Genomic DNA, 21,081 nt, shown 5'->3' with positions numbered 1-21,081 from the left:
TATCTAGTTTTGAAGGAATATGCCTTCATAGTTTGGTGATGATGGCAGAGAGGTCACACCCGTTCCCATACCGAACACGGAAGTTAAGCTCTCTAGCGCCGATGGTAGTTGGGACCTTGTCCCTGTGAGAGTAGGACGTCGCCAAGCAAAAACCTAAGTCGATTCGACTTAGGTTTTTTTTGTTTATTTTTATTTACCAAATGTCATAATCCATAAATTTAATAACCCTAAAGAAGAAAAAAGAATGAAAATGAAGCAATTTAAAGTAATAGTAATGATTTTTTGTTTTTCAGGTTTTCCGAGTACTCCTAAAGTAATCTCTATGATAGGAAACGTTATTTCTACCACAAGTATATATTTTAAATAATTACAGCAATGACTGCGATAAAAAGGAATAAATACGAAAAAAGTGTAGTTCGTTTTTTCATTATTGTCTTCCTTATAAATAAAATGAATATAAATGATATGCTTTATATTAAAGCATACGGAATAAGTATACAAACCGTTATGTGTACAATAGATCTCTAGAAATATAAATTCTAATTTCTTATCCTTCTTGCATATAGTTACAATTATTCTTTTGAATATAACTAAAACACGAACGTTATTGGTGAGTAATAAAAAAACATTCGATTATTTATTGACATTGTTTATGAAATATTGTTAATATAGCCATAGAAACAATAATATATAAGACCTCATATAATCGCGGGGATATGGCCTGCAAGTCTCTACCTAACGACCGTTATTCGTTAGACTATGAGGGAAAGTCACTCGGTATTTTTCTATTCACAAGGGATACGTATGCCTGAGTAGAGCGCTTTCTCTCATAGTAAAAGAGAAACTGTTCTATTTCAGGCTTTTTTTATTTGAATCGGGGGGATTCTAATATGAAATCACTAGTTGGAGTCATAATGGGAAGCACGTCAGACTGGGAAACAATGAAATATGCTTGTGACATTTTAGATGAATTAAATATACCGTATGAGAAAAAAGTTGTATCTGCTCATCGGACTCCGGATTATATGTTTGAATATGCAGAGACGGCTCGTGAACGTGGGTTGAAAGTTATTATTGCTGGAGCTGGTGGAGCAGCGCATTTACCAGGGATGGTTGCAGCGAAGACGAATCTTCCTGTAATCGGAGTTCCAGTTCAATCAAAAGCGTTAAACGGCTTAGATTCATTATTATCCATCGTCCAAATGCCAGGAGGGGTTCCAGTTGCAACTGTTGCAATTGGTAAGGCTGGTTCAACAAATGCTGGTTTACTTGCTGCACAAATACTTGGATCATTCCATGATGATATACATGATGCATTAGAATTGAGAAGAGAAGCAATTAAAAAAGATGTGCGCGAAGGTAGTGAGCTAGTATGACGAGAATCATTTTACCTGGAAAAACAATCGGCATTATTGGAGGCGGCCAGCTAGGAAGAATGATGGCATTGGCAGCTAAGGAGATGGGATATAAAATTGCTGTTTTAGATCCTACAAAAAATTCACCATGTGCACAAGTTGCTGATATTGAAATTGTTGCACCATATGACGATTTAAAAGCAATTCAGCATTTAGCGGAGATTAGTGATGTTGTCACATATGAATTTGAGAATATTGATTATAGATGTTTACAATGGCTTGAAAAACATGCTTACTTACCGCAAGGCAGTCAGTTGTTAAGTAAAACACAAAATCGTTTTACAGAAAAGAATGCGATTGAGAAAGCTGGGCTACCAGTAGCAACGTATAGATTAGTTCAAAATCAAGATCAGCTTACTGAAGCAATCACTGAGTTATCATATCCTTCCGTCTTGAAAACGACGACAGGCGGATATGATGGGAAAGGTCAAGTTGTTTTAAGAAGTGAGGCTGACGTTGATAAAGCACGAGAGCTTGCGAATGCAGCAGAGTGTATTTTAGAGAAATGGGTGCCTTTTGAAAAAGAAGTATCAGTTATTGTGAGTCGTAGTGTAAGTGGTGAAACGAAAGTATTTCCGGTAGCGGAAAATATTCATGTAAATAACATTTTGCATGAATCTATCGTTCCAGCTCGCATTACAGAAGAACTTTCTCAAAAAGCAATTGCTTATGCAAAAGTGCTCGCGGATGAACTAGAACTTGTGGGAACACTAGCGGTAGAGATGTTTGCTACAGCTGATGGTGAGATTTATATTAATGAATTAGCACCAAGACCTCACAATTCAGGACACTATACACAGGATGCATGTGAAACGAGTCAATTCGGTCAACATATTCGAGCAATCTGTAATTTACCTCTTGGAGAAACAAATTTGTTAAAACCAGTTGTCATGGTAAACATTTTAGGCGAACATATAGAAGGGGTCCTAAGACAAGTGAATAGATTAACCGGGTGCTATTTACACTTGTATGGAAAAGAAGAAGCAAAAGCGCAGCGAAAAATGGGGCATGTTAATATTTTAAATGATAATATTGAAGTCGCTCTAGAAAAAGCGAAGAGTTTGCATATTTGGGACCATCAAGAACAACTGTTGGAGGGAAAAAGATGATTAGTCGTTATACACGCCCAGAAATGGGTGCAATTTGGACGGAAGAGAACAAATTTAAAGCGTGGTTAGAAGTTGAGATTTTAGCTTGTGAAGCATGGGCTGAGCTTGGCGATATTCCAAAAGAAGATGTTAAAAAAATTCGTGAGCATGCATCATTTGATATTGATCGTATTTATGAAATTGAAAAAGAGACACGTCATGACGTAGTTGCATTCACTCGTGCTGTATCAGAAACACCAACATTAGGTGAGGAACGTAAATGGGTTCATTACGGTTTAACATCTACAGACGTAGTAGATACAGCGTTATCTTACATCTTAAAACAAGCGAATGAAATCATATTAAAAGACTTAGAAAACTTTGTAAGCATTTTAGCTAACAAAGCGAAAGAGCATAAATACACGATCATGATGGGAAGAACACACGGTGTTCATGCAGAACCAACAACATTTGGTTTAAAAATTGGTCTTTGGTATGAAGAAATGAAACGTAACGTAGAGCGTTTCAAACAAGCTGCTGATACAGTTCGCGTTGGTAAATTATCTGGTGCGGTTGGTACATACGCAAATATCGATCCATTCGTAGAAAAGTATGTTTGTGAAAACTTAGGATTAGAAGCAGCACCGATTTCAACACAAACATTGCAACGTGATCGCCATGCTCATTACATGTCAACACTTGCACTAATCGCAACATCTATCGAAAAGATGGCAGTTGAGATTCGTGGTTTACAAAAGAGTGAAACACGTGAAGTTGAAGAAGCTTTCGCAAAAGGCCAAAAAGGTTCTTCTGCAATGCCACATAAACGTAATCCAATTGGATCAGAAAATATGACTGGTTTAGCTCGTGTTATCCGTGGTTATATGATGACAGCTTATGAGAATGTTCCATTATGGCATGAGCGTGATATTTCTCACTCTTCGGCAGAACGCGTAATTTTACCAGATGCTACAATCGCATTAAATTACATGTTAAATCGCTTTGGTAATATCGTTAAAAACTTAACTGTATACCCAGAGAATATGAAACGCAATATGACAAGAACATACGGCTTAATTTATTCTCAACGTGTAATGCTTACATTAATCGATAAAGGTATGGTACGTGAAGAAGCTTATGATATCGTACAGCCTAAAGCGATGGAAGCTTGGGAAACACAAGTACAATTTAAAGAGCTTGTAGAAGCTGATGAGCGTATTACGAGCAAGTTATCACAAGAAGAAATTAATGAATGCTTCAACTATGAGCATCATATGCAACACGTTGATACAATCTTTGAACGCCTTGGGTTAAACGAAGCGTAAAATTTCATATGGCACAGAATAGAGTCATTCTGTGCCATTCTTTATAAAAACATTATTCACATTTTTCAAACTACAGGGGGCTTGCGAAATGCAAAAGCTAGAATTGCTGTATGAAGGTAAGGCAAAAAGAATTTATCGTACAGAATCAGCAGATATGGTTTGGGTAGAGTACAAAGATAGTGCGACTGCTTTCAATGGGGAGAAAAAAGAGACGATTACAGGAAAAGGTCGTTTGAACAATGAGATTACAACTTTATTGTTCAGAAAGTTACAAGAAGTAGGAATAAAAACACATTTTGTAGAGAAGTTATCTGAAACAGAGCAACTTGTTAAAAAAGTGAGTATTATTCCTCTAGAAGTTGTCACAAGAAATGTAATTGCAGGAAGTCTTTCAAAACGATTAGGAATGGAAGAGGGAACTGTACTTGCAGAACCAATCGTAGAATTTTACTTCAAAGATGATGATTTAGGAGATCCGCTTGTAACGGAAGATCATATTCGTGTATTAAACGTTGCATCACCAGAGCAAGTAAGCGTATTACGAGATATGGCTCTACAAATCAATCAAGTGTTGATTGATCATTTCGCAAGCTGTCGTGTAAGACTAGTAGATTTCAAATTAGAGTTTGGTGTAACAGATGAAGGAGAAATCATTTTAGCAGATGAAATTTCACCAGATACTTGCCGTTTATGGGATGAAACGAGCAATGAAAAATTTGATAAAGACGTATTCCGTCGTGACCTTGGAAATTTAACAGAAGCTTATGAAGAGATTTTAAAACGTTTAGGGGGAATTTCACATGTATAAAGTTAAGGTATATGTAACGTTAAGAGAAAGCGTATTAGATCCACAAGGAACAGCAGTAAAAGGGGCACTTCATAGTCTTTCGTTCACAGAAGTACAAGACGTTCGAATCGGAAAATATATGGAATTAACAATTGATAAATCAGTATCTGACCTTGACGCAAAGGTAAAAGAAATGTGTGAAAAACTATTAACAAACGTTGTAATGGAAGACTTCCGTTATGAAGTTGAGGAGGTTGTCGCACAGTGAAATTTGCAGTCATAGTATTCCCAGGTTCGAACTGTGATGTCGATATGTTCCATGCAATTAAAGATGAGCTTGGTGAAGAAGTAGATTACGTTTGGCACGATAGAGAGAATTTAGATGAATATGATGCAATTTTACTACCTGGTGGATTCTCTTACGGTGACTATTTACGTTGTGGTGCTATTTCTCGCTTCGCGAATGCAATGAAAGCAGTGCAAAAAGCTGCTGAGCAAGGAAAGCCGATTTTAGGTGTATGTAATGGATTTCAGATTCTTGTTGAATCAGGATTACTACCAGGAGCGTTAATGAGAAACGAAAACTTAAAATTTATGTGCCGAACAGTTCAGCTGCGTGTTGAAAACAATGAAACGATGTTTACATCACAATATGAAAAAGATGAAGTAATCAATATTCCAATCGCGCATGGTGAGGGGAATTACTATTGTGATGAAGAGACTCTTAAACAATTAGAAGAGAATAATCAAATCGCATTCCGTTACGTAGAAAATCCGAATGGAAGCGTTTCAGATATTGCTGGTATTGTAAATGAAAAAGGAAATGTACTTGGTATGATGCCACACCCAGAGCGTGCTGTAGATGAATTACTTGGCGGTGCTGAAGGGTTAAAGGTCTTTCAATCTATCTTAAAACAGTGGAGGGAAACATATGTCGTTAATGCTTGAACCAAATCCAACACAAATTAAAGAAGAGCGCATATATGCGGAAATGGGGCTAACAGACGAAGAGTTTGCCATGGTTGAAAAGATTTTAGGCCGTCTGCCAAATTATACAGAAACAGGATTATTCTCTGTTATGTGGTCTGAACATTGCAGTTATAAAAATTCAAAACCAGTACTTCGAAAATTCCCAACAACAGGTGAGCGCGTTCTGCAAGGACCTGGAGAAGGTGCTGGAATTGTAGATATCGGTGGTAATCAAGCGGTTGTATTTAAAATGGAAAGTCATAACCATCCTTCTGCTATTGAACCATATCAAGGAGCAGCAACAGGCGTTGGTGGTATTATCCGTGACGTATTCTCTATGGGAGCACGCCCGGTAGCTCTATTAAATTCACTTCGCTTCGGTGAATTACAGTCACCACGTGTGAAATATTTATTCGAAGAAGTAGTAGCAGGGATTGCAGGATACGGTAACTGTATCGGTATTCCGACTGTTGGCGGCGAAGTACAGTTTGATCCATGTTATGAAGGAAATCCACTTGTAAATGCAATGTGCGTAGGCTTAATTAATCATGAAGATATTAAAAAGGGGCAAGCACACGGCGCTGGAAATACAGTAATGTACGTAGGAGCATCAACTGGTCGTGACGGTATTCACGGTGCAACATTCGCATCTGAAGAGTTATCTGAAAGCTCAGAAGCGAAGCGTCCAGCAGTTCAAGTAGGAGATCCATTTATGGAGAAACTTCTTATTGAAGCTTGCTTAGAACTTATTCAGTCGGATGCACTTGTTGGAATTCAAGATATGGGTGCAGCTGGTTTAACATCATCTTCTGCAGAAATGGCAAGTAAAGCAGGTATGGGTATTGAAATGTACTTAGATGATGTGCCACAGCGCGAAACAGGAATGACACCATATGAAATGATGCTATCTGAATCACAAGAACGTATGCTAATCGTTGTGAAAAAGGGTAGAGAGCAAGAAATAGTAGATTTATTTGAGAAGTATGGTCTTGCAGCCGTTACGATGGGGAAAGTAACGGAAGACAAAATGCTTCGCTTATTCCATAAAGGTGAAAAGGTAGCTGAAGTACCAGCAGATGCTCTTGCAGAAGAAGCACCAATTTATCATAAGCCATCAAAAGAAGCAGCATACTTTGCTGAATTCCAGGCAATGAAAATGGAAACACCAAAAGTAGAAAATTATAAAGAAACGTTATTCGCTCTATTACAACAACCGACGATTGCAAGTAAAGAGTGGGTTTATGATCAATATGATTATCAAGTTCGCACAAGCACAGTTGTTACACCAGGTTCAGATGCAGCAGTTGTACGTGTACGTGGTACAGAAAAAGGATTAGCAATGACGACAGATTGTAACTCTCGCTACATTTATTTAGATCCAGAAGTGGGCGGTAAAATTGCAGTAGCAGAGGCAGCACGTAATATCGTATGTTCTGGGGGAGAGCCACTTGCAATTACAGATTGCTTAAACTTCGGTAATCCAGAAAAACCAGAAATCTTCTGGCAAATTGAGAAATCAGTAGATGGTATGAGTGAAGCTTGTCGCACATTACAAACGCCAGTTATCGGCGGAAACGTATCAATGTATAACGAACGTAGTGGTGAAGCTGTATATCCAACACCGACAGTTGGGATGGTTGGACTTGTACACGATTTAAAACATGTAACAACACAAGAGTTTAAACAAGCTGGCGATTTAGTTTATGTAATTGGAGAGACGAAAGCTGAGTTTGGTGGAAGTGAATTACAGAAAATGATTCACGGCAAAATTTTCGGTCAATCACCAAGCATCGATTTAGATGTAGAATTAAAGCGCCAAAAACAAGTATTAGCAGCAATTCAAGCTGGCCTTGTTCAATCTGCTCATGATGTTGCAGAAGGTGGTTTAGCAGTTGCAATTACTGAGAGTGCAATTGGTGCAAATGGTTTAGGTGCTACTGTGAAACTAGACGGAGAAGCAACAGCGGCATTATTTGCTGAATCACAATCTCGCTTCGTTATAACTGTAAAACGTGAAAATAAAGAAGCGTTCGAGACGGCGGTAGAAGCAATTCAAGTTGGAGAAGTGACAAATACAAATGAAGTAACAATTCATAATGAAGAAAATGAAGTATTACTTACAGCAAATGTAGATGAAATGAGAAAGGCTTGGAAAGGGGCAATCCCATGCTTGCTGAAATAAAGGGGTTAAATGAAGAATGTGGCGTTTTCGGAATTTGGGGGCATGAAAATGCAGCACAAGTTTCGTACTACGGATTGCATAGTTTACAGCACCGTGGACAAGAAGGCGCAGGCATCGTCGTAAATAATGGTGAGAAAATCGTCGGTCACAAGGGGTTAGGTTTAATATCGGAAGTATTTTCAAGAGGTGAACTAGAAGGCTTAAACGGAAAATCAGCAATTGGACACGTACGATATGCGACAGCTGGTGGAAGTGAAGTTGCTAACGTTCAACCATTATTATTCCGTTTTTCTGATCATAGTATGGCGTTAGCTCATAACGGAAATTTAATTAACGCAAAGATGCTTCGTCGTGAATTAGAGGCAGAGGGAAGTATTTTCCAAACAAGTTCAGATACAGAGGTACTTTTACATCTCATTAAACGTAGTACGAAAGATACTTTAATTGAAAGTGTAAAAGAGGCCCTAAATAAAGTGAAAGGTGCGTTTGCATATCTTTTACTAACTGGAAATGAAATGATTGTTGCGCTAGATCCGAATGGATTCCGTCCTCTTTCAATTGGAAAGATGGGAGATGCTTACGTTGTAGCATCAGAAACATGTGCTTTCGATGTAGTAGGTGCAACATACATTCGTGATGTAGAACCAGGTGAATTACTGATCATCAATGATGAAGGAATTCACGTAGATCGTTTTACAAATGAAGTAGATCATGCAATTTGTAGTATGGAGTACATTTACTTTGCACGTCCGGATTCTAATATTGCAGGTATTAACGTCCATGCAGCACGTAAAAACATGGGAAAACGTTTGGCGGCAGAAGCTCCTATTGAAGCTGATGTTGTTACTGGTGTACCAGACTCTAGTATTTCAGCGGCAATTGGTTATGCGGAGGCGACAGGAATTCCGTATGAGTTAGGATTAATTAAAAATCGTTACGTTGGACGTACGTTCATTCAACCTTCTCAAGAACTGCGTGAGCAAGGGGTTAAGATGAAGCTTTCAGCAGTAAGAGGCGTAGTTGAAGGAAAACGAGTTGTGATGATTGATGATTCTATCGTAAGAGGAACGACGAGTAAACGAATTGTTCGTATGCTTCGCGAGGCTGGAGCGACAGAAGTCCATGTAAGAATTGCTTCACCACCTCTTAAGTATCCATGTTTCTATGGCATTGATATTCAAACGAGAAAAGAATTAATCGCAGCAAATAATTCAATAGAAGAAATCCGTCAAATCATCGGAGCAGATTCTTTAACATTTTTAAGTGAAGATGGATTAGTAGATGCAATTGGACGTCCATATGAAGGGAAATACGGCGGTCTATGTATGGCGTACTTCAATGGAGATTATCCAACAGCTCTTTATGATTATGAGCAAGAGCTTTTAGAAAGTATGAAATAAGAAGAAAAAAGCTTCTACTTCTTTTGATGTAGAAGCTAGCTTCTTTCTTAAAACAGCCCGCCCTGAATAGGGAGAAATTAAAAGACGAGGTGTAGATAACGATGGCGAATGCATATAAGCAAGCAGGAGTAGATATTGAAGCTGGATATGAAGCGGTATCTCGCATGAAAAAACACGTACAAACAACAATGAGAAAAGAAGTACTAGGCGGTCTAGGCGGTTTTGGAGGTATGTTTGATTTATCAAAATTTGCATTAGAAGAACCTGTATTAGTATCTGGAACAGATGGCGTGGGGACAAAATTGATGCTCGCTTTTATGGCAGATAAACATGACACAATTGGTATTGATGCAGTAGCAATGTGTGTAAATGATATTGTTGTCCAAGGAGCAGAGCCGCTTTTCTTCCTTGATTATATTGCTTGTGGTAAAGCTGAACCTAGTAAAATTGAAAACATCGTCAAAGGTATATCAGAGGGCTGTCGCCAAGCTGGTTGTGCATTAATTGGTGGAGAAACAGCTGAAATGCCAGGAATGTATTCTACGGAAGAATACGATTTAGCTGGTTTTACAGTTGGAATTGTTGATAAAAAGAAAATTGTAACAGGTGAAAAAATTAAAGCTGGTCAAGTGTTAATTGGCTTAGCATCTAGCGGTATTCATAGTAATGGTTATTCTTTAGTACGAAAAGTATTACTAGAAGATGGAGAACTATCTTTAGATCGCATTTACGGACGCTTAGAACTACCTCTTGGTGAAGAATTATTAAAACCAACGAAAATTTATGTCAAACCTATTTTAGAACTATTGAAGAGATATGAAGTATACGGTATGGCGCATATTACAGGTGGCGGATTCATTGAAAATATTCCACGTATGTTACCAGAAGGAATCGGTGCAGAAATTGAATTAGGATCTTGGAAAATTCAACCGATTTTCAGTTTACTTCAAGAAGTGGGAAAACTAGAAGAGAAAGAAATGTTCAATATTTTTAACATGGGTATTGGTATGGTAGTAGCAGTGAAGGAAGAAGAGGCAAAAGATATTGTTCGTCTTCTTGAAGAGCAAGGAGAAACAGCTCGTATTATTGGACGTACTGTACAAGGGACTGGCGTTACCTTCAATGGGGGCACAGCACTATGAGTAGATTAGCAGTTTTTGCTTCTGGAAGCGGCTCTAACTTTCAATCTCTCATCAATGCGGTAGAAGAAAAAAGATTAGATGCAGATATTAGTTTATTAGTATGTGATAAACCAGAAGCACGCGCTGTTGGACGGGCACATTATCATCATATTCCATGTTTCGCTTTTTCAGCGAAAGCATATGGATCAAAAGAAGCGTTTGAAAAAGAAATATTAAAGAAGCTAGAAGAGTATGAAATTGATTATGTTATTTTAGCTGGATATATGCGTTTAATTGGGCCGACATTACTAGAAGCTTACGGCGGAAGGATTATTAATATTCATCCATCATTATTACCGAGTTTTCCAGGGAAAGATGCTGTTGGTCAAGCGTTAGAAGCAGGTGTGAAAGTAACTGGAGTAACGATTCATTATGTAGATGCAGGTATGGATACAGGACCAATTATTGCGCAAGAAGCAGTAGTTGTTTCTGAAGGGGATACGAGAGAAAGCTTACAAAAGAAAATTCAACAAGTTGAACATAAATTATACGTAAATACAGTGAATCAAATTGTTCAATCTGTGAAAGAACCAACTGTTAACTAACATACAACCAGGGGTGAAGGATAGATGAAAAAGCGTGCATTAGTAAGTGTTTCAGATAAAACAGGAGTAGTGGAATTTGTTAAAGGTTTACTAGAACAAGGGATCGAAGTTATATCAACAGGTGGTACGAAAAAATTACTAGAAGAAAACGGCTTACAAGTAATCGGTATTTCTGAAGTAACTGGGTTCCCGGAAATTATGGATGGTCGTGTAAAAACATTACATCCAAATATTCATGGTGGTCTATTAGCAGTTCGCGATAATGAAACGCATGTAGCGCAAATGAATGAGTTAGGTATGCAGCCAATTGATTTTGTTGTTGTTAACTTATACCCATTCAAAGAAACAATCGCTAAGCCTGATGTAACATTTGCTGATGCAATTGAAAATATTGATATCGGTGGTCCAACAATGATTCGCTCTGCTGCGAAAAATCATAAATTTGTATCGGTAATTGTAGATCCAGTAGATTACGATGTTGTATTAGCAGAACTGAAAGAGAACGGTGAAGTAAAAGAAGAAACGAAACGTAAATTAGCAGCGAAAGTATTCCGTCATACAGCGGCATATGATGCGTTAATCTCTAACTACTTAACAGAGCAAATGGGTGAAGAAAGCCCAGAAACATTAACAGTGACATTTGAGAAAAAACAAGATTTACGCTATGGAGAAAATCCACATCAAAAAGCAACATTCTATAAAGCACCATTCGCTGTAACTTCTTCTGTTGCATACGCAGAACAATTACACGGTAAAGAATTATCTTACAACAATATTAACGATGCAGATGCAGCACTTAGTATTGTAAAAGAATTTACAGAGCCAGCAGTAGTAGCAGTAAAACATATGAATCCATGTGGTGTTGGAGTGGGTACTGATATTCATGAAGCATACACACGCGCTTATGAAGCAGATCCAGTATCAATCTTTGGTGGTATTATTGCAGCAAATCGTGAAATTGATAAAGCTACAGCAGAAAAGTTACACGAAATTTTCTTAGAAATCATTATTGCACCTTCTTTCTCAAAAGAAGCTTTAGAAGTATTGCAAAGTAAGAAAAACTTACGTCTACTAACTGTAAATATTGAAAAAGCGACAAGTGCAAGCAAAAAACTAACTTCTGTACAAGGTGGTCTTCTCGTTCAAGAGGAAGATACGTTATCATTAGATGAAAGTACAATTTCAATTCCGACAAAACGTGAACCATCAGAGCAAGAGTGGAAAGATTTAAAACTAGCTTGGAAAGTTGTAAAACATGTGAAATCAAACGCAATTGTTTTAGCGAATGATAACATGACAGTTGGTGTAGGTGCAGGACAGATGAATCGTGTAGGTTCTGCAAAAATCGCAATTACACAAGCTAGTGAAAAAGCACAAGGTAGCGCACTTGCATCTGATGCTTTCTTCCCAATGCCAGATACAGTAGAAGAAGCAGCAAAAGCAGGGATTACAGCAATCATTCAACCAGGCGGATCAATCCGTGACGAAGATTCTATCAAAGTGGCGGATAAGTATGGGATTACGATGGTGTTCACTGGCGTACGTCATTTCAAACACTAGTAGAGGATGTTTAAAAGGTCCGGTCAAGATAACTGTCGCATGTCGTCGTTGCATTGCCAGTGCGGTACTCATGTAGGAAAGCTACATTCCGTGTCCTCCTGTCAAATGTGCCTCGACCTGCTCGGTTCTCTCGATCCTCCCTTTTAAACTTCTATTGATATGGATGTTTAAAAGGTCCGGTCAAGATAACTGTCGCATGTCGTCGTTGCATTGCCAGTGCGGTACTCATGTAGGAAAGCTACATTCCGTGTCCTCCTGTCAAATGCGCCTCGACCTGCTCGGTTCTCTGATCCTCCTTTTTAAACCTTTATTGATATGAAAACAAACTAGGAGCAGAGCTTCTAGTTTGTACTTATTTAAGTATTGGGGGATGAAATATGAATGTTTTAGTAATTGGCCGCGGTGGGCGTGAGCATGCTTTAGCTTGGAAGTTTGCGCAATCTGAAAAGGTGGAAAAGGTATATGTAGCACCGGGTAATGAAGGTATGCGCGATGTTGCAACACCAGTTGATATTGATGAAAATGATTTTGACGCATTAGTTTTATTTGCTAAAGAGAATAAGGTTGAATTAACTTTCGTTGGACCAGAAATTCCGCTTATGAATGGAATTGTTGATCGTTTTAAAGAAGAGGGACTTCGTGTGTTTGGCCCAAATAAAGCGGCTGCTGTTATTGAAGGTAGTAAGGCTTTCACGAAAGAATTGATGAAAAAATATGATATTCCAACTGCAGCATATGAAACTTTTACAGACTATGAAGAAGCAGTACAGTATATTCAAAAAGTTGGTGCGCCAATCGTTATTAAAGCTGACGGCCTAGCTGCTGGTAAAGGTGTAACGGTAGCAATGACGCTTGAAGAGGCATTACAAGCTGTGAAAGAGATGCTACAAGATGTGAAGTTTGGCGAAGCGAGCAAGAAGGTCGTTATTGAAGAGTTTTTAGATGGACAAGAATTTTCATTAATGGCATTTGTAAATGGAACAACTGTGCATCCGATGGTAATTGCGCAAGATCATAAACGAGCTTTTGATGGTGATAAAGGTCCAAATACAGGCGGAATGGGTGCGTATTCTCCAGTACCACAAATTCCAGAATCAGCAGTTCAAGAGGCAATAAAAATGGTATTACATCCAACTGCCAAGGCAATGATTGCAGAAAACCGTTCGTTTACAGGAATTTTATATGCGGGACTTATTTTAACAAATGATGGCCCGAAGGTAATTGAATTTAATGCACGCTTTGGTGATCCTGAAACGGAAGTAGTATTGCCTCGCTTAGAAAATGATTTAGTTGATGTATGTAACGCTGTATTAGATGAAAGTGAATTAACGTTACAGTGGTCAGAGGAAGCGGTAATTGGTGTTGTACTTGCTTCAAAAGGATATCCGGAAGCATATAAAAAAGGTGACATTATTAAAGGATTAGATGCACTGAAAGATGTAATTGTTTTCCATTCAGGTACAGCGATGAAGCATGGTGACTTTGTAACAAATGGCGGCCGTGTACTATTTGTCGCTTGTAAGGCGGACAGTTTACAAACAGCGAAAGATAAGGTGTATAAAGAAATCGGCAAAATTGAGAGTGATGGTCTATTTTACCGAAGTGATATAGGATATCGTGCAATTGGTCATGAGATGACGAGAAGCTAATATGTAAAAATCCCGCTGATTTCTCAGCGGGATTTTTTATGCATCTTTATCTTTTTTCAATTTTCCTTTTTGCTTTGCCATTTCTCGAAGTAAATACTCGATGTGTGCATTGACGCTACGAAACTCATCATTCGCCCATTTTTCGATGACTGCGTGTAATTCAGGATCAATACGTAATGGAAAGCTTTTCTTTTTAGCCATAATGATTTACAACCCTTTAGTATAGGCTTCCTGTATTAATAACTGGTTGCGCACCTTTATCTGAAACGATGGCAACTAATAAGTTGTTCACCATATTTGCTTTACGCTCGTCATCTAATTCAAGTACGCCTTCCTCATCTAACATATGGATTGAATCTTTCGCCATCTTCACAGCACCTTCAACAATCTCTTTTCTAGCAGCTAATACTGCTTTTGCTTGTTGACGTTGTAGCATTGCATGGGCAATTTCTGTTGCGTAAGCTAAATGTGTTAAACGAGTTTCTAATACTTCTACGCCAGCGATTTCAAGGCGCGCTTCTAACTCACGTTTTAATTCTTCAGAGATTTCTTCAGTATTTCCGCGTAACGTGATGCAAGTTTCATCTTGGAAATTGTCATAAGGATATTTTGTTGCGACGTGGCGGATTGCTGTTTCACTTTGAATTTCTACAAATCGATCGTAATGTTCAACACCGAACATTGCTTTTGCAGAATCAACTACTTTATATACGATAACGGCTGCAATTTCAATTGGATTTCCCTCAATATCGTTTACTTTTAACTTCTTACTATTAAAGTTTTCAACACGTAACGATACAGTTTGACGGAATGCGAATGGAATTGTTAAAAATAAACCGTTTTGACGAATTGTTCCTAAATAATTACCGAAAAACGTAATAACTTTTGCTTGGTTTGGTTGAACAATACCAATACCTGTAGCAAGAACGACCGCTAAAATAATAGTTAATGCCGCTCCTATGAAAATTTCTTGTACAAGGAAAAATACACCGATAGCGGCTAAAATTAAAATCCCGATAATACCGAGAAAACCATTTACATAAAAAACTTGTTTTTCTTTCATATGATCGCCTCCTGATATAAAAATGATATCACTTTTATATCATTTTATGCAAGGGCTTTACACTTAATTTTCTGAAATTATTGATTAGGTATCTCTTATGTATATTTTGAGGTTTGAAACGAGAATGTACGTTCTGTTTTATGGTAAAATAAAGAAGACTTAACCGCCCACTGCAGCAGCTAAGTCCCTTTGAGAGCATCTTGCATCGTGACAAATGATTCAAAGCGGTTTTGCCAGGATTATATCTTCAATCGCTGACTCAATCTCTTTGTCAGAAGCGTCAAAACTTCCATTTGACTGTGGTTTGTCGTGATTGGAAGTTTGATTCACTTCTTCTTTAGCATGTCCCTTTTCAGTAAAATTCATGCTAGGCATTTTAAATGCCCCCATATTCATGTATTTTCCGAATTTCCACATTTCAACAACGGGGCAGAAACGAACAATTCCCTCTGCGATTTTCATTGCACCAATCCATAGCAAGACGTTAGACCAAGTGCACCACGGCTTGCGTACAAGTTTAGCGCTACTACAGCCGAAGAGGATAAGTCCGAGTGTAATTCGAATTAGGGCATTTATTGTACCGATGTTTTGCTTCATTAGAAAAACACTCCTTTTTATGAAAGTTGAAATAGATAATACTATTTCTCTTATTAGTATCCCGTGTGACTTTTGGGATATGTAATCCAACATTTGACGTTGAAAAAGATGTTGGAATGTGCGTGTGTGTAAGTAGCTTTTTTTGTTATAATGAAAGAATGCATAAAAGGAAGTTCAAAGTTAAATCCTCTCGTTTGAAAAACTATGGAAGAGGGAATTCCAAATTTAATTCTCCGTTTTAAACAAATATGTAAGATGAAGTTAAAAAATCCTAATGAAAATAAACTGTTATTTTGAACAGGAATATATATAAATAGAGAAAAGAAAGGGTGTTTTCATGTACGATATTTCCGGGTGGAAACATGTATTTAAGCTTGATCCAAATAAGGAGTTAAGTGACGAACATTTAGAAATGATTTGTGAGTCTGGAACAGATGCTGTTATTGTAGGCGGAAGTGATGGCATAACAATTGATAATGTACTACACATGCTAGTTAGCATTCGTAGATATGCAGTTCCTTGTGTGTTAGAGGTTTCTGATGTGGAAGCAATTACACCAGGATTTGATTTTTATTATATCCCAAGCGTTTTAAATAGCCGAAAGGTAGAATGGGTAACTGGTGTTCATCATGAGGCTTTGAAAGAATTTGGGGATATTATGGATTGGGACGAAATTTTCATGGAAGGGTATTGTGTTTTAAATCCTGAAGCGAAAGTAGCCCAGCTTACAGATGCGAAATGTGATGTAACAGAAGATGATGTGATTGCATATGCGCGTTTAGCAGACAAGCTATTACGTTTACCGATATTTTATTTAGAATATAGCGGTACGTATGGAGACAGTGAACTTGTTAAAAATGTAAAAGCAGAATTAAAACAAGCGAAGTTGTATTATGGTGGCGGTATTTCTAATGCAGAACAAGCGAAAGAAATGGCGCAGTATGCTGATACAATAGTTGTTGGAAATATTATTTATGATGATATAAAAGCAGCGTTAAAAACAGTTAAAGCAGTAAAAGGAGAGTAGGTGCAGGCGTATATGAGTAAGACAGATAGGTTATTAAATGGTTTAAATCCGCAGCAACAAAAAGCAGTGCAAACAACGAACGGACCACTACTATTAATGGCAGGTGCAGGTAGTGGTAAAACACGTGTGTTAACACATCGTATTGCGTATTTACTTGGTGAAAAAGGTGTAGCGCCATGGAATGTACTAGCTATTACCTTTACAAATAAAGCTGCTCGTGAAATGCGCGAGCGTATTGATACACTTGTTGGACCAGAGGCAGAAGATATTTGGATTTCTACGTTCCACTCTATGTGTGTACGTATTTTACGACGTGATATCGATCGTATTGGTATTAATCGCAACTTTACAATCTTAGATTCAGGCGATCAATTAACTGTAGTCAAAAAAATTATGAAAGAGCGCAATATTGATCCGAAGAAATTTGAGCCTCGTTCTATTTTAGCTGGTATTAGTAATGCAAAAAATGAATTGTTATCTGCAGATAAATATGCGAAAAAAATTACAATTGCTGATCCATATGAAAAATTAACGAGCGATGTATATACAGAATATCAAAAACGTCTTCTGAAAAATAATTCATTAGACTTTGATGATTTAATTATGACAACGATTCAGCTATTTGAACGTGTTCCAGAAGTACTAGAGTTTTATCAGCGTAAGTTCCAATACATTCACGTGGATGAGTATCAAGATACGAACAAAGCGCAGTACCTTCTTGTAAAACATTTAGCAGCACGTTTTAAAAATTTATGTGTTGTAGGTGACTCAGATCAGTCTATTTACCGCTGGCGCGGGGCTGACATTTCTAACATTTTGTCATTCGAAAAAGACTATGAGAATGCGCAAGTTATTCTGTTAGAACAAAACTATCGTTCGTCACAAAATATTTTAAATGCAGCGAATGCTGTTATTGAAAAAAATTCAAACCGTAAACCGAAAAAATTATGGACAGACAATCAAGTTGGAAGCAAAATCTCATATTACCGTGCTGCGACGGAAAAAGACGAAGCATATTTTGTTGCGAAAAAAATTCGTGACGATATTCAAATGGGAAAACGAAAATATACTGATTTTGCAGTGTTATATCGTACAAATGCGCAGTCTCGTATGGTCGAGGAGATTTTCCTAAAATCTAATATTCCTTACAAAATTGTCGGCGGTACGAAGTTCTACGATCGTAAAGAGATTAAAGACATTTTGGCGTATTTACGTTTAATTGGGAATCCAGATGATGAGATTAGTTTCGCACGTATTATTAACATGCCAAAGCGCGGAATTGGTGCGACTTCTATCGATAAAATTATTAATTACGGTGTACAAAATGGAATTTCATTAACTGCTGTATTCGATGAGATTGAGCATGTTGGTGTAAGTGCAAAAATAACAAAGGCAGTAAAAGAATTCGCAGGTTTATTACACAACTGGGTAAATATGCAAGAGTATTTATCTGTTACAGAGTTGGTAGAAGAAGTTATTGAAAAAACAGGCTATCGCGATATGTTGAAAAACGAGCGTACTTTAGAAGCGGAAGGTCGTCTAGAGAACTTAGATGAGTTTTTATCTGTTACGCAAACATTTGAATCTCAAAGCGAAGATAAGAGCCTCGTTGCATTCTTAACAGACTTAGCGCTTGTTGCTGATATTGATCGTGTCGATGAAGATCCAACTGCTGGTGAGGAAGTTATTTTAATGACGATGCATTCAGCGAAAGGGCTAGAGTTCCCAGTTGTCTTTATTGTTGGGCTAGAGGAAGGAATATTCCCGCATACTCGTTCTCTAATGGAAGAAGATGAAATGCAGGAAGAGCGTCGCCTTGCTTATGTAGGTATTACTCGTGCAGAAGAAGAGTTATATTTATCCAATGCACAAATGCGTACTTTATTTGGTAGAACAAGTATGAATGCCGCATCGCGATTTATTACAGAAATCCCGGCAGAGCTAGTGGAGTCGTTAAATGAAACAGCGCCGAAGCGCGAAACATCGTTTGGTGCAAAAGGAAGAACGGCGAGTAGCAGTAGAACAACAACGACAACTACAACACGTTCTCGTTCAGCTTTCGCGCGTCCTGCAGCTAAGACGACAGGTGGCGAGCAAATCGGCTGGGCAGTAGGCGATAAAGCTTCCCACCAAAAATGGGGAGTCGGTACAGTTGTCAGTGTAAAAGGTGAAGGTGATGCAAAAGAATTAGATATTGCGTTTCCAAGCCCAATTGGTGTTAAACGTTTGTTAGCAAAATTTGCACCTGTGACGAAACAATAGGAAAGGAATGAGGATATGTCAAAAGAGATAGCAAAACAACGTATAGAAGAACTGCGTGATTTGTTAAATACATTTAACTATCAGTATCACGTATTAGACAATCCTTCTGTTTCTGATGCGGAGTATGACCGTAATATGCAGGAGCTTATAAAATTAGAAGCAGAGAATCCAGAGTTTATGAGTGAAGACTCTCCCTCCATTCGCGTTGGGGGAACTGTTCTTGATATATTTGAAAAAGTAACACATAAGTCACCGATGTTAAGTTTAGGAAATGCATTTAACGAAGGAGATTTACGTGATTTCGACCGACGAGTACGCCAAGGAATTGATGATGCGAATGTAAGATATATATGCGAATTAAAAATTGACGGACTTGCTGTTTCACTTCATTATGAAAAAGGACGCTTCATTCAAGGGGCAACACGTGGTGATGGTGTAACAGGTGAAGATATTACCCAAAATTTAAAAACGATTAAAGCGATCCCGCTCCGTCTAAATGAAGAAGTAACATTAGAAGCACGAGGCGAAGCTTATATGCCGAAGCGTTCATTCGTTAAGTTAAATGAAGAAAAAGAACAAAATGGTGAAGATGTATTTGCGAATCCGCGTAATGCGGCAGCAGGTTCAATACGCCAACTTGATCCAAAAATCGCAGCGAAGCGTAACTTATCTATGTTTGTGTACGGTCTTGCGAATGTAGAAGAAAAAACAATTCCATCACATAGTAAATCGCTTGATTTCTTAGGTGAACTTGGATTCAAAACAAATCCAAATCGACGTACATGTGAGACAATTGAAGAAGTTATAGCTTATGTAGAAGAATGGCAAGAAAAACGTCCGCATCTTGATTATGAGATTGATGGAATCGTTATAAAAGTAGATGATGTTGCTCTTCAAGAAAGTTTAGGAACTACAGCAAAGAGTCCAAGATGGGCGATTGCTTATAAATTCCCGGCTGAAGAAGTTGTAACAAGATTAACAGGCATTGAATTAAGTGTTGGTCGCACAGGGGTTGTAACACCGACAGCAGAGCTAGAGCCAGTGCGAGTGGCTGGTACTATCGTTCGTCGTGCTTCTTTACATAACGAAGATTTAATTCGTGAAAAGGACATTCGAATTGGTGACTATGTTGTAGTGAAGAAGGCTGGAGATATTATTCCTGAAGTTGTGAACGTTATTTTCGATAAGCGTACTGGTGAGGAAGAAGAATATCATATGCCAACGCATTGCCCAGCATGTGAGAGTGAACTAGTTCGTTTAGAAGAAGAAGTAGCACTTCGTTGTATAAATCCAACTTGTCCAGCTCAAATTCGAGAAGGATTAATTCATTTCGTTTCAAGAAACGCAATGAATATTGATGGACTTGGAGAACGTGTCATTACACAACTCTTTGATGCGGATTATATTCGTACATTTGCTGATTTATATTCGTTGACGAAAGAGCAATTATTGCAGCTAGAACGATTCGGTGAAAAATCAGCAACGAATTTAGTGCAAGCAATTGAGAATTCTAAAGAAAACTCATTAGAGCGATTATTATTTGGTCTTGGTATTCGCCATGTCGGAGCAAAAGCAGCACGTACATTTGCAGAGCATTTCGAAACGATGGATGCGCTTGTGAAAGCAACGGAAGAAGAACTAAAAGCAATTAATGAGATTGGTGAAAAAATGGCTCAATCCGTCGTGACGTATTTTGATAATGAAGACGTATTAGAGTTATTACAACAATTTAAAGAGTATGGCGTGAATATGGCATACAAAGGTATAAAAATTGCTGATTTACAAAACGTTGAGTCGTACTTCACAGGAAAAACTGTCGTTTTAACAGGTAAATTAGAAGTTATGGGACGTAGTGAAGCGAAGAAGAAGATTGAGGCATTAGGTGGAAAAGTAACAGGAAGTGTTAGTAAAAGTACGGATTTAGTTGTTGCAGGAGAAGCGGCAGGTTCGAAATTAGCACAAGCGGAGAAGCATAATGTTGAGGTTTGGAATGAAGAGAGGTTCTTACAAGAGCTAAATAAGTAAGAGGTG

The 21,081-nt window shown here is 38.0% G+C and carries 18 protein-coding genes, 1 rRNA gene and 1 riboswitch; of the genes, 16 read left to right on the top strand and 3 right to left on the bottom strand.

Annotated features, from left to right (window positions below; genetic code table 11):
• Positions 1 to 31: 31 nt before the first annotated feature.
• The 13 genes from rrf (at position 32) to purD (ending at position 14,101) form a co-directional block, all read left to right on the top strand.
• Positions 32 to 147, top strand: a 5S ribosomal RNA gene (rrf, locus tag MNO09_RS29280).
• 531 nt (positions 148 to 678) lie between these two features.
• Positions 679 to 780, top strand: a riboswitch (purine riboswitch).
• 110 nt (positions 781 to 890) lie between these two features.
• Complete coding sequence (gene purE, locus MNO09_RS29270; RefSeq protein WP_000839368.1) at positions 891 to 1,376, top strand: 5-(carboxyamino)imidazole ribonucleotide mutase; 486 nt, start codon at positions 891 to 893, stop codon at positions 1,374 to 1,376.
• Positions 1,373 to 2,524: a 5-(carboxyamino)imidazole ribonucleotide synthase gene (gene purK, locus MNO09_RS29265; RefSeq protein WP_000196791.1), complete on the top strand. Its 1,152-nt coding sequence runs from the start codon at positions 1,373 to 1,375 to the stop codon at positions 2,522 to 2,524. Before purE ends, purK begins: the two co-directional genes overlap by 4 nt.
• On the top strand, positions 2,521 to 3,828 hold the full coding sequence (gene purB, locus MNO09_RS29260) for an adenylosuccinate lyase (RefSeq protein ID WP_000625685.1): 1,308 nt from the start codon (positions 2,521 to 2,523) through the stop codon (positions 3,826 to 3,828). The genes purK and purB overlap by 4 nt, the downstream gene beginning before the upstream one ends.
• Positions 3,829 to 3,916: 88 nt before the next feature.
• Complete coding sequence (gene purC / locus MNO09_RS29255) at positions 3,917 to 4,636, top strand: phosphoribosylaminoimidazolesuccinocarboxamide synthase (RefSeq protein WP_001170543.1); 720 nt, start codon at positions 3,917 to 3,919, stop codon at positions 4,634 to 4,636.
• Positions 4,629 to 4,883 (top strand): phosphoribosylformylglycinamidine synthase subunit PurS, encoded by a 255-nt coding sequence (gene purS, locus MNO09_RS29250; RefSeq protein ID WP_000278821.1) that lies wholly within the window; start codon positions 4,629 to 4,631, stop codon positions 4,881 to 4,883. Before purC ends, purS begins: the two co-directional genes overlap by 8 nt.
• On the top strand, positions 4,880 to 5,563 hold the full coding sequence (gene purQ, locus MNO09_RS29245; protein WP_000666772.1) for a phosphoribosylformylglycinamidine synthase subunit PurQ: 684 nt from the start codon (positions 4,880 to 4,882) through the stop codon (positions 5,561 to 5,563). The genes purS and purQ overlap by 4 nt, the downstream gene beginning before the upstream one ends.
• The gene (gene purL, locus MNO09_RS29240) at positions 5,547 to 7,766 is read left to right on the top strand and encodes a phosphoribosylformylglycinamidine synthase II (RefSeq protein WP_000055592.1); all 2,220 of its coding nucleotides are present in this window, start codon (positions 5,547 to 5,549) and stop codon (positions 7,764 to 7,766) included. Before purQ ends, purL begins: the two co-directional genes overlap by 17 nt.
• Positions 7,751 to 9,166: an amidophosphoribosyltransferase gene (gene purF, locus MNO09_RS29235; protein ID WP_000879036.1), complete on the top strand. Its 1,416-nt coding sequence runs from the start codon at positions 7,751 to 7,753 to the stop codon at positions 9,164 to 9,166. The genes purL and purF overlap by 16 nt, the downstream gene beginning before the upstream one ends.
• Positions 9,167 to 9,267: 101 nt before the next feature.
• Positions 9,268 to 10,308 carry a phosphoribosylformylglycinamidine cyclo-ligase gene (gene purM / locus MNO09_RS29230; RefSeq protein ID WP_070169368.1) on the top strand — a complete coding sequence of 347 codons (1,041 nt, stop codon included), beginning with the start codon at positions 9,268 to 9,270 and terminating at the stop codon, positions 10,306 to 10,308.
• A complete protein-coding gene (gene purN / locus MNO09_RS29225) occupies positions 10,305 to 10,892 on the top strand; it encodes a phosphoribosylglycinamide formyltransferase (RefSeq protein ID WP_000088565.1) in 588 nt (195 codons plus the stop codon). The genes purM and purN overlap by 4 nt, the downstream gene beginning before the upstream one ends.
• A 24-nt stretch (positions 10,893 to 10,916) precedes the next feature.
• Entirely contained in the window at positions 10,917 to 12,452 is a 1,536-nt protein-coding gene (purH, locus tag MNO09_RS29220; RefSeq protein ID WP_000745431.1) for a bifunctional phosphoribosylaminoimidazolecarboxamide formyltransferase/IMP cyclohydrolase, read from the top strand.
• Positions 12,453 to 12,829: 377 nt separating this feature from the next.
• The gene (purD, locus tag MNO09_RS29215; protein ID WP_048560181.1) at positions 12,830 to 14,101 is read left to right on the top strand and encodes a phosphoribosylamine--glycine ligase; all 1,272 of its coding nucleotides are present in this window, start codon (positions 12,830 to 12,832) and stop codon (positions 14,099 to 14,101) included.
• Between the two features lie 36 nt (positions 14,102 to 14,137).
• On the opposite strand, the gene MNO09_RS29210 is transcribed toward purD, so the two are convergent.
• From MNO09_RS29210 to MNO09_RS29200, 3 genes are all read right to left on the bottom strand, one after another.
• Positions 14,138 to 14,302 (bottom strand): type II toxin-antitoxin system antitoxin, encoded by a 165-nt coding sequence (locus tag MNO09_RS29210; RefSeq protein WP_001085171.1) that lies wholly within the window; start codon positions 14,300 to 14,302, stop codon positions 14,138 to 14,140.
• 16 nt (positions 14,303 to 14,318) lie between these two features.
• Complete coding sequence (locus tag MNO09_RS29205) at positions 14,319 to 15,164, bottom strand: SPFH domain-containing protein (protein ID WP_000660689.1); 846 nt, start codon at positions 15,162 to 15,164, stop codon at positions 14,319 to 14,321.
• A 219-nt stretch (positions 15,165 to 15,383) separates the two neighbouring features.
• Positions 15,384 to 15,761: a YgaP family membrane protein gene (locus MNO09_RS29200; protein ID WP_000812332.1), complete on the bottom strand. Its 378-nt coding sequence runs from the start codon at positions 15,759 to 15,761 to the stop codon at positions 15,384 to 15,386.
• 337 nt (positions 15,762 to 16,098) lie between these two features.
• Here MNO09_RS29200 and pcrB point away from each other — a divergent pair, with 337 nt between their 5' ends.
• The 3 genes from pcrB to ligA are packed head-to-tail and all read left to right on the top strand — an operon-like array spanning position 16,099 to position 21,075.
• Positions 16,099 to 16,788: a heptaprenylglyceryl phosphate synthase gene (pcrB, locus tag MNO09_RS29195; protein ID WP_000272076.1), complete on the top strand. Its 690-nt coding sequence runs from the start codon at positions 16,099 to 16,101 to the stop codon at positions 16,786 to 16,788.
• A gap of 12 nt (positions 16,789 to 16,800) precedes the next feature.
• A complete protein-coding gene (pcrA, locus tag MNO09_RS29190) occupies positions 16,801 to 19,050 on the top strand; it encodes a DNA helicase PcrA (RefSeq protein ID WP_002096905.1) in 2,250 nt (749 codons plus the stop codon).
• A gap of 15 nt (positions 19,051 to 19,065) precedes the next feature.
• Positions 19,066 to 21,075, top strand: a complete 2,010-nt coding sequence (gene ligA, locus MNO09_RS29185; RefSeq protein ID WP_000031463.1) for an NAD-dependent DNA ligase LigA — start codon at positions 19,066 to 19,068, stop codon at positions 21,073 to 21,075.
• The last annotated feature ends 6 nt before the right edge of the window (positions 21,076 to 21,081 follow it).

It is taken from the genome of Bacillus sp. N5-665 (genome assembly GCF_022637375.2).
Classification (GTDB): Bacteria; Bacillota; Bacilli; order Bacillales; family Bacillaceae_G; genus Bacillus_A; species Bacillus_A wiedmannii.
This window is presented reverse-complemented; position numbering and strand designations above follow the sequence as displayed.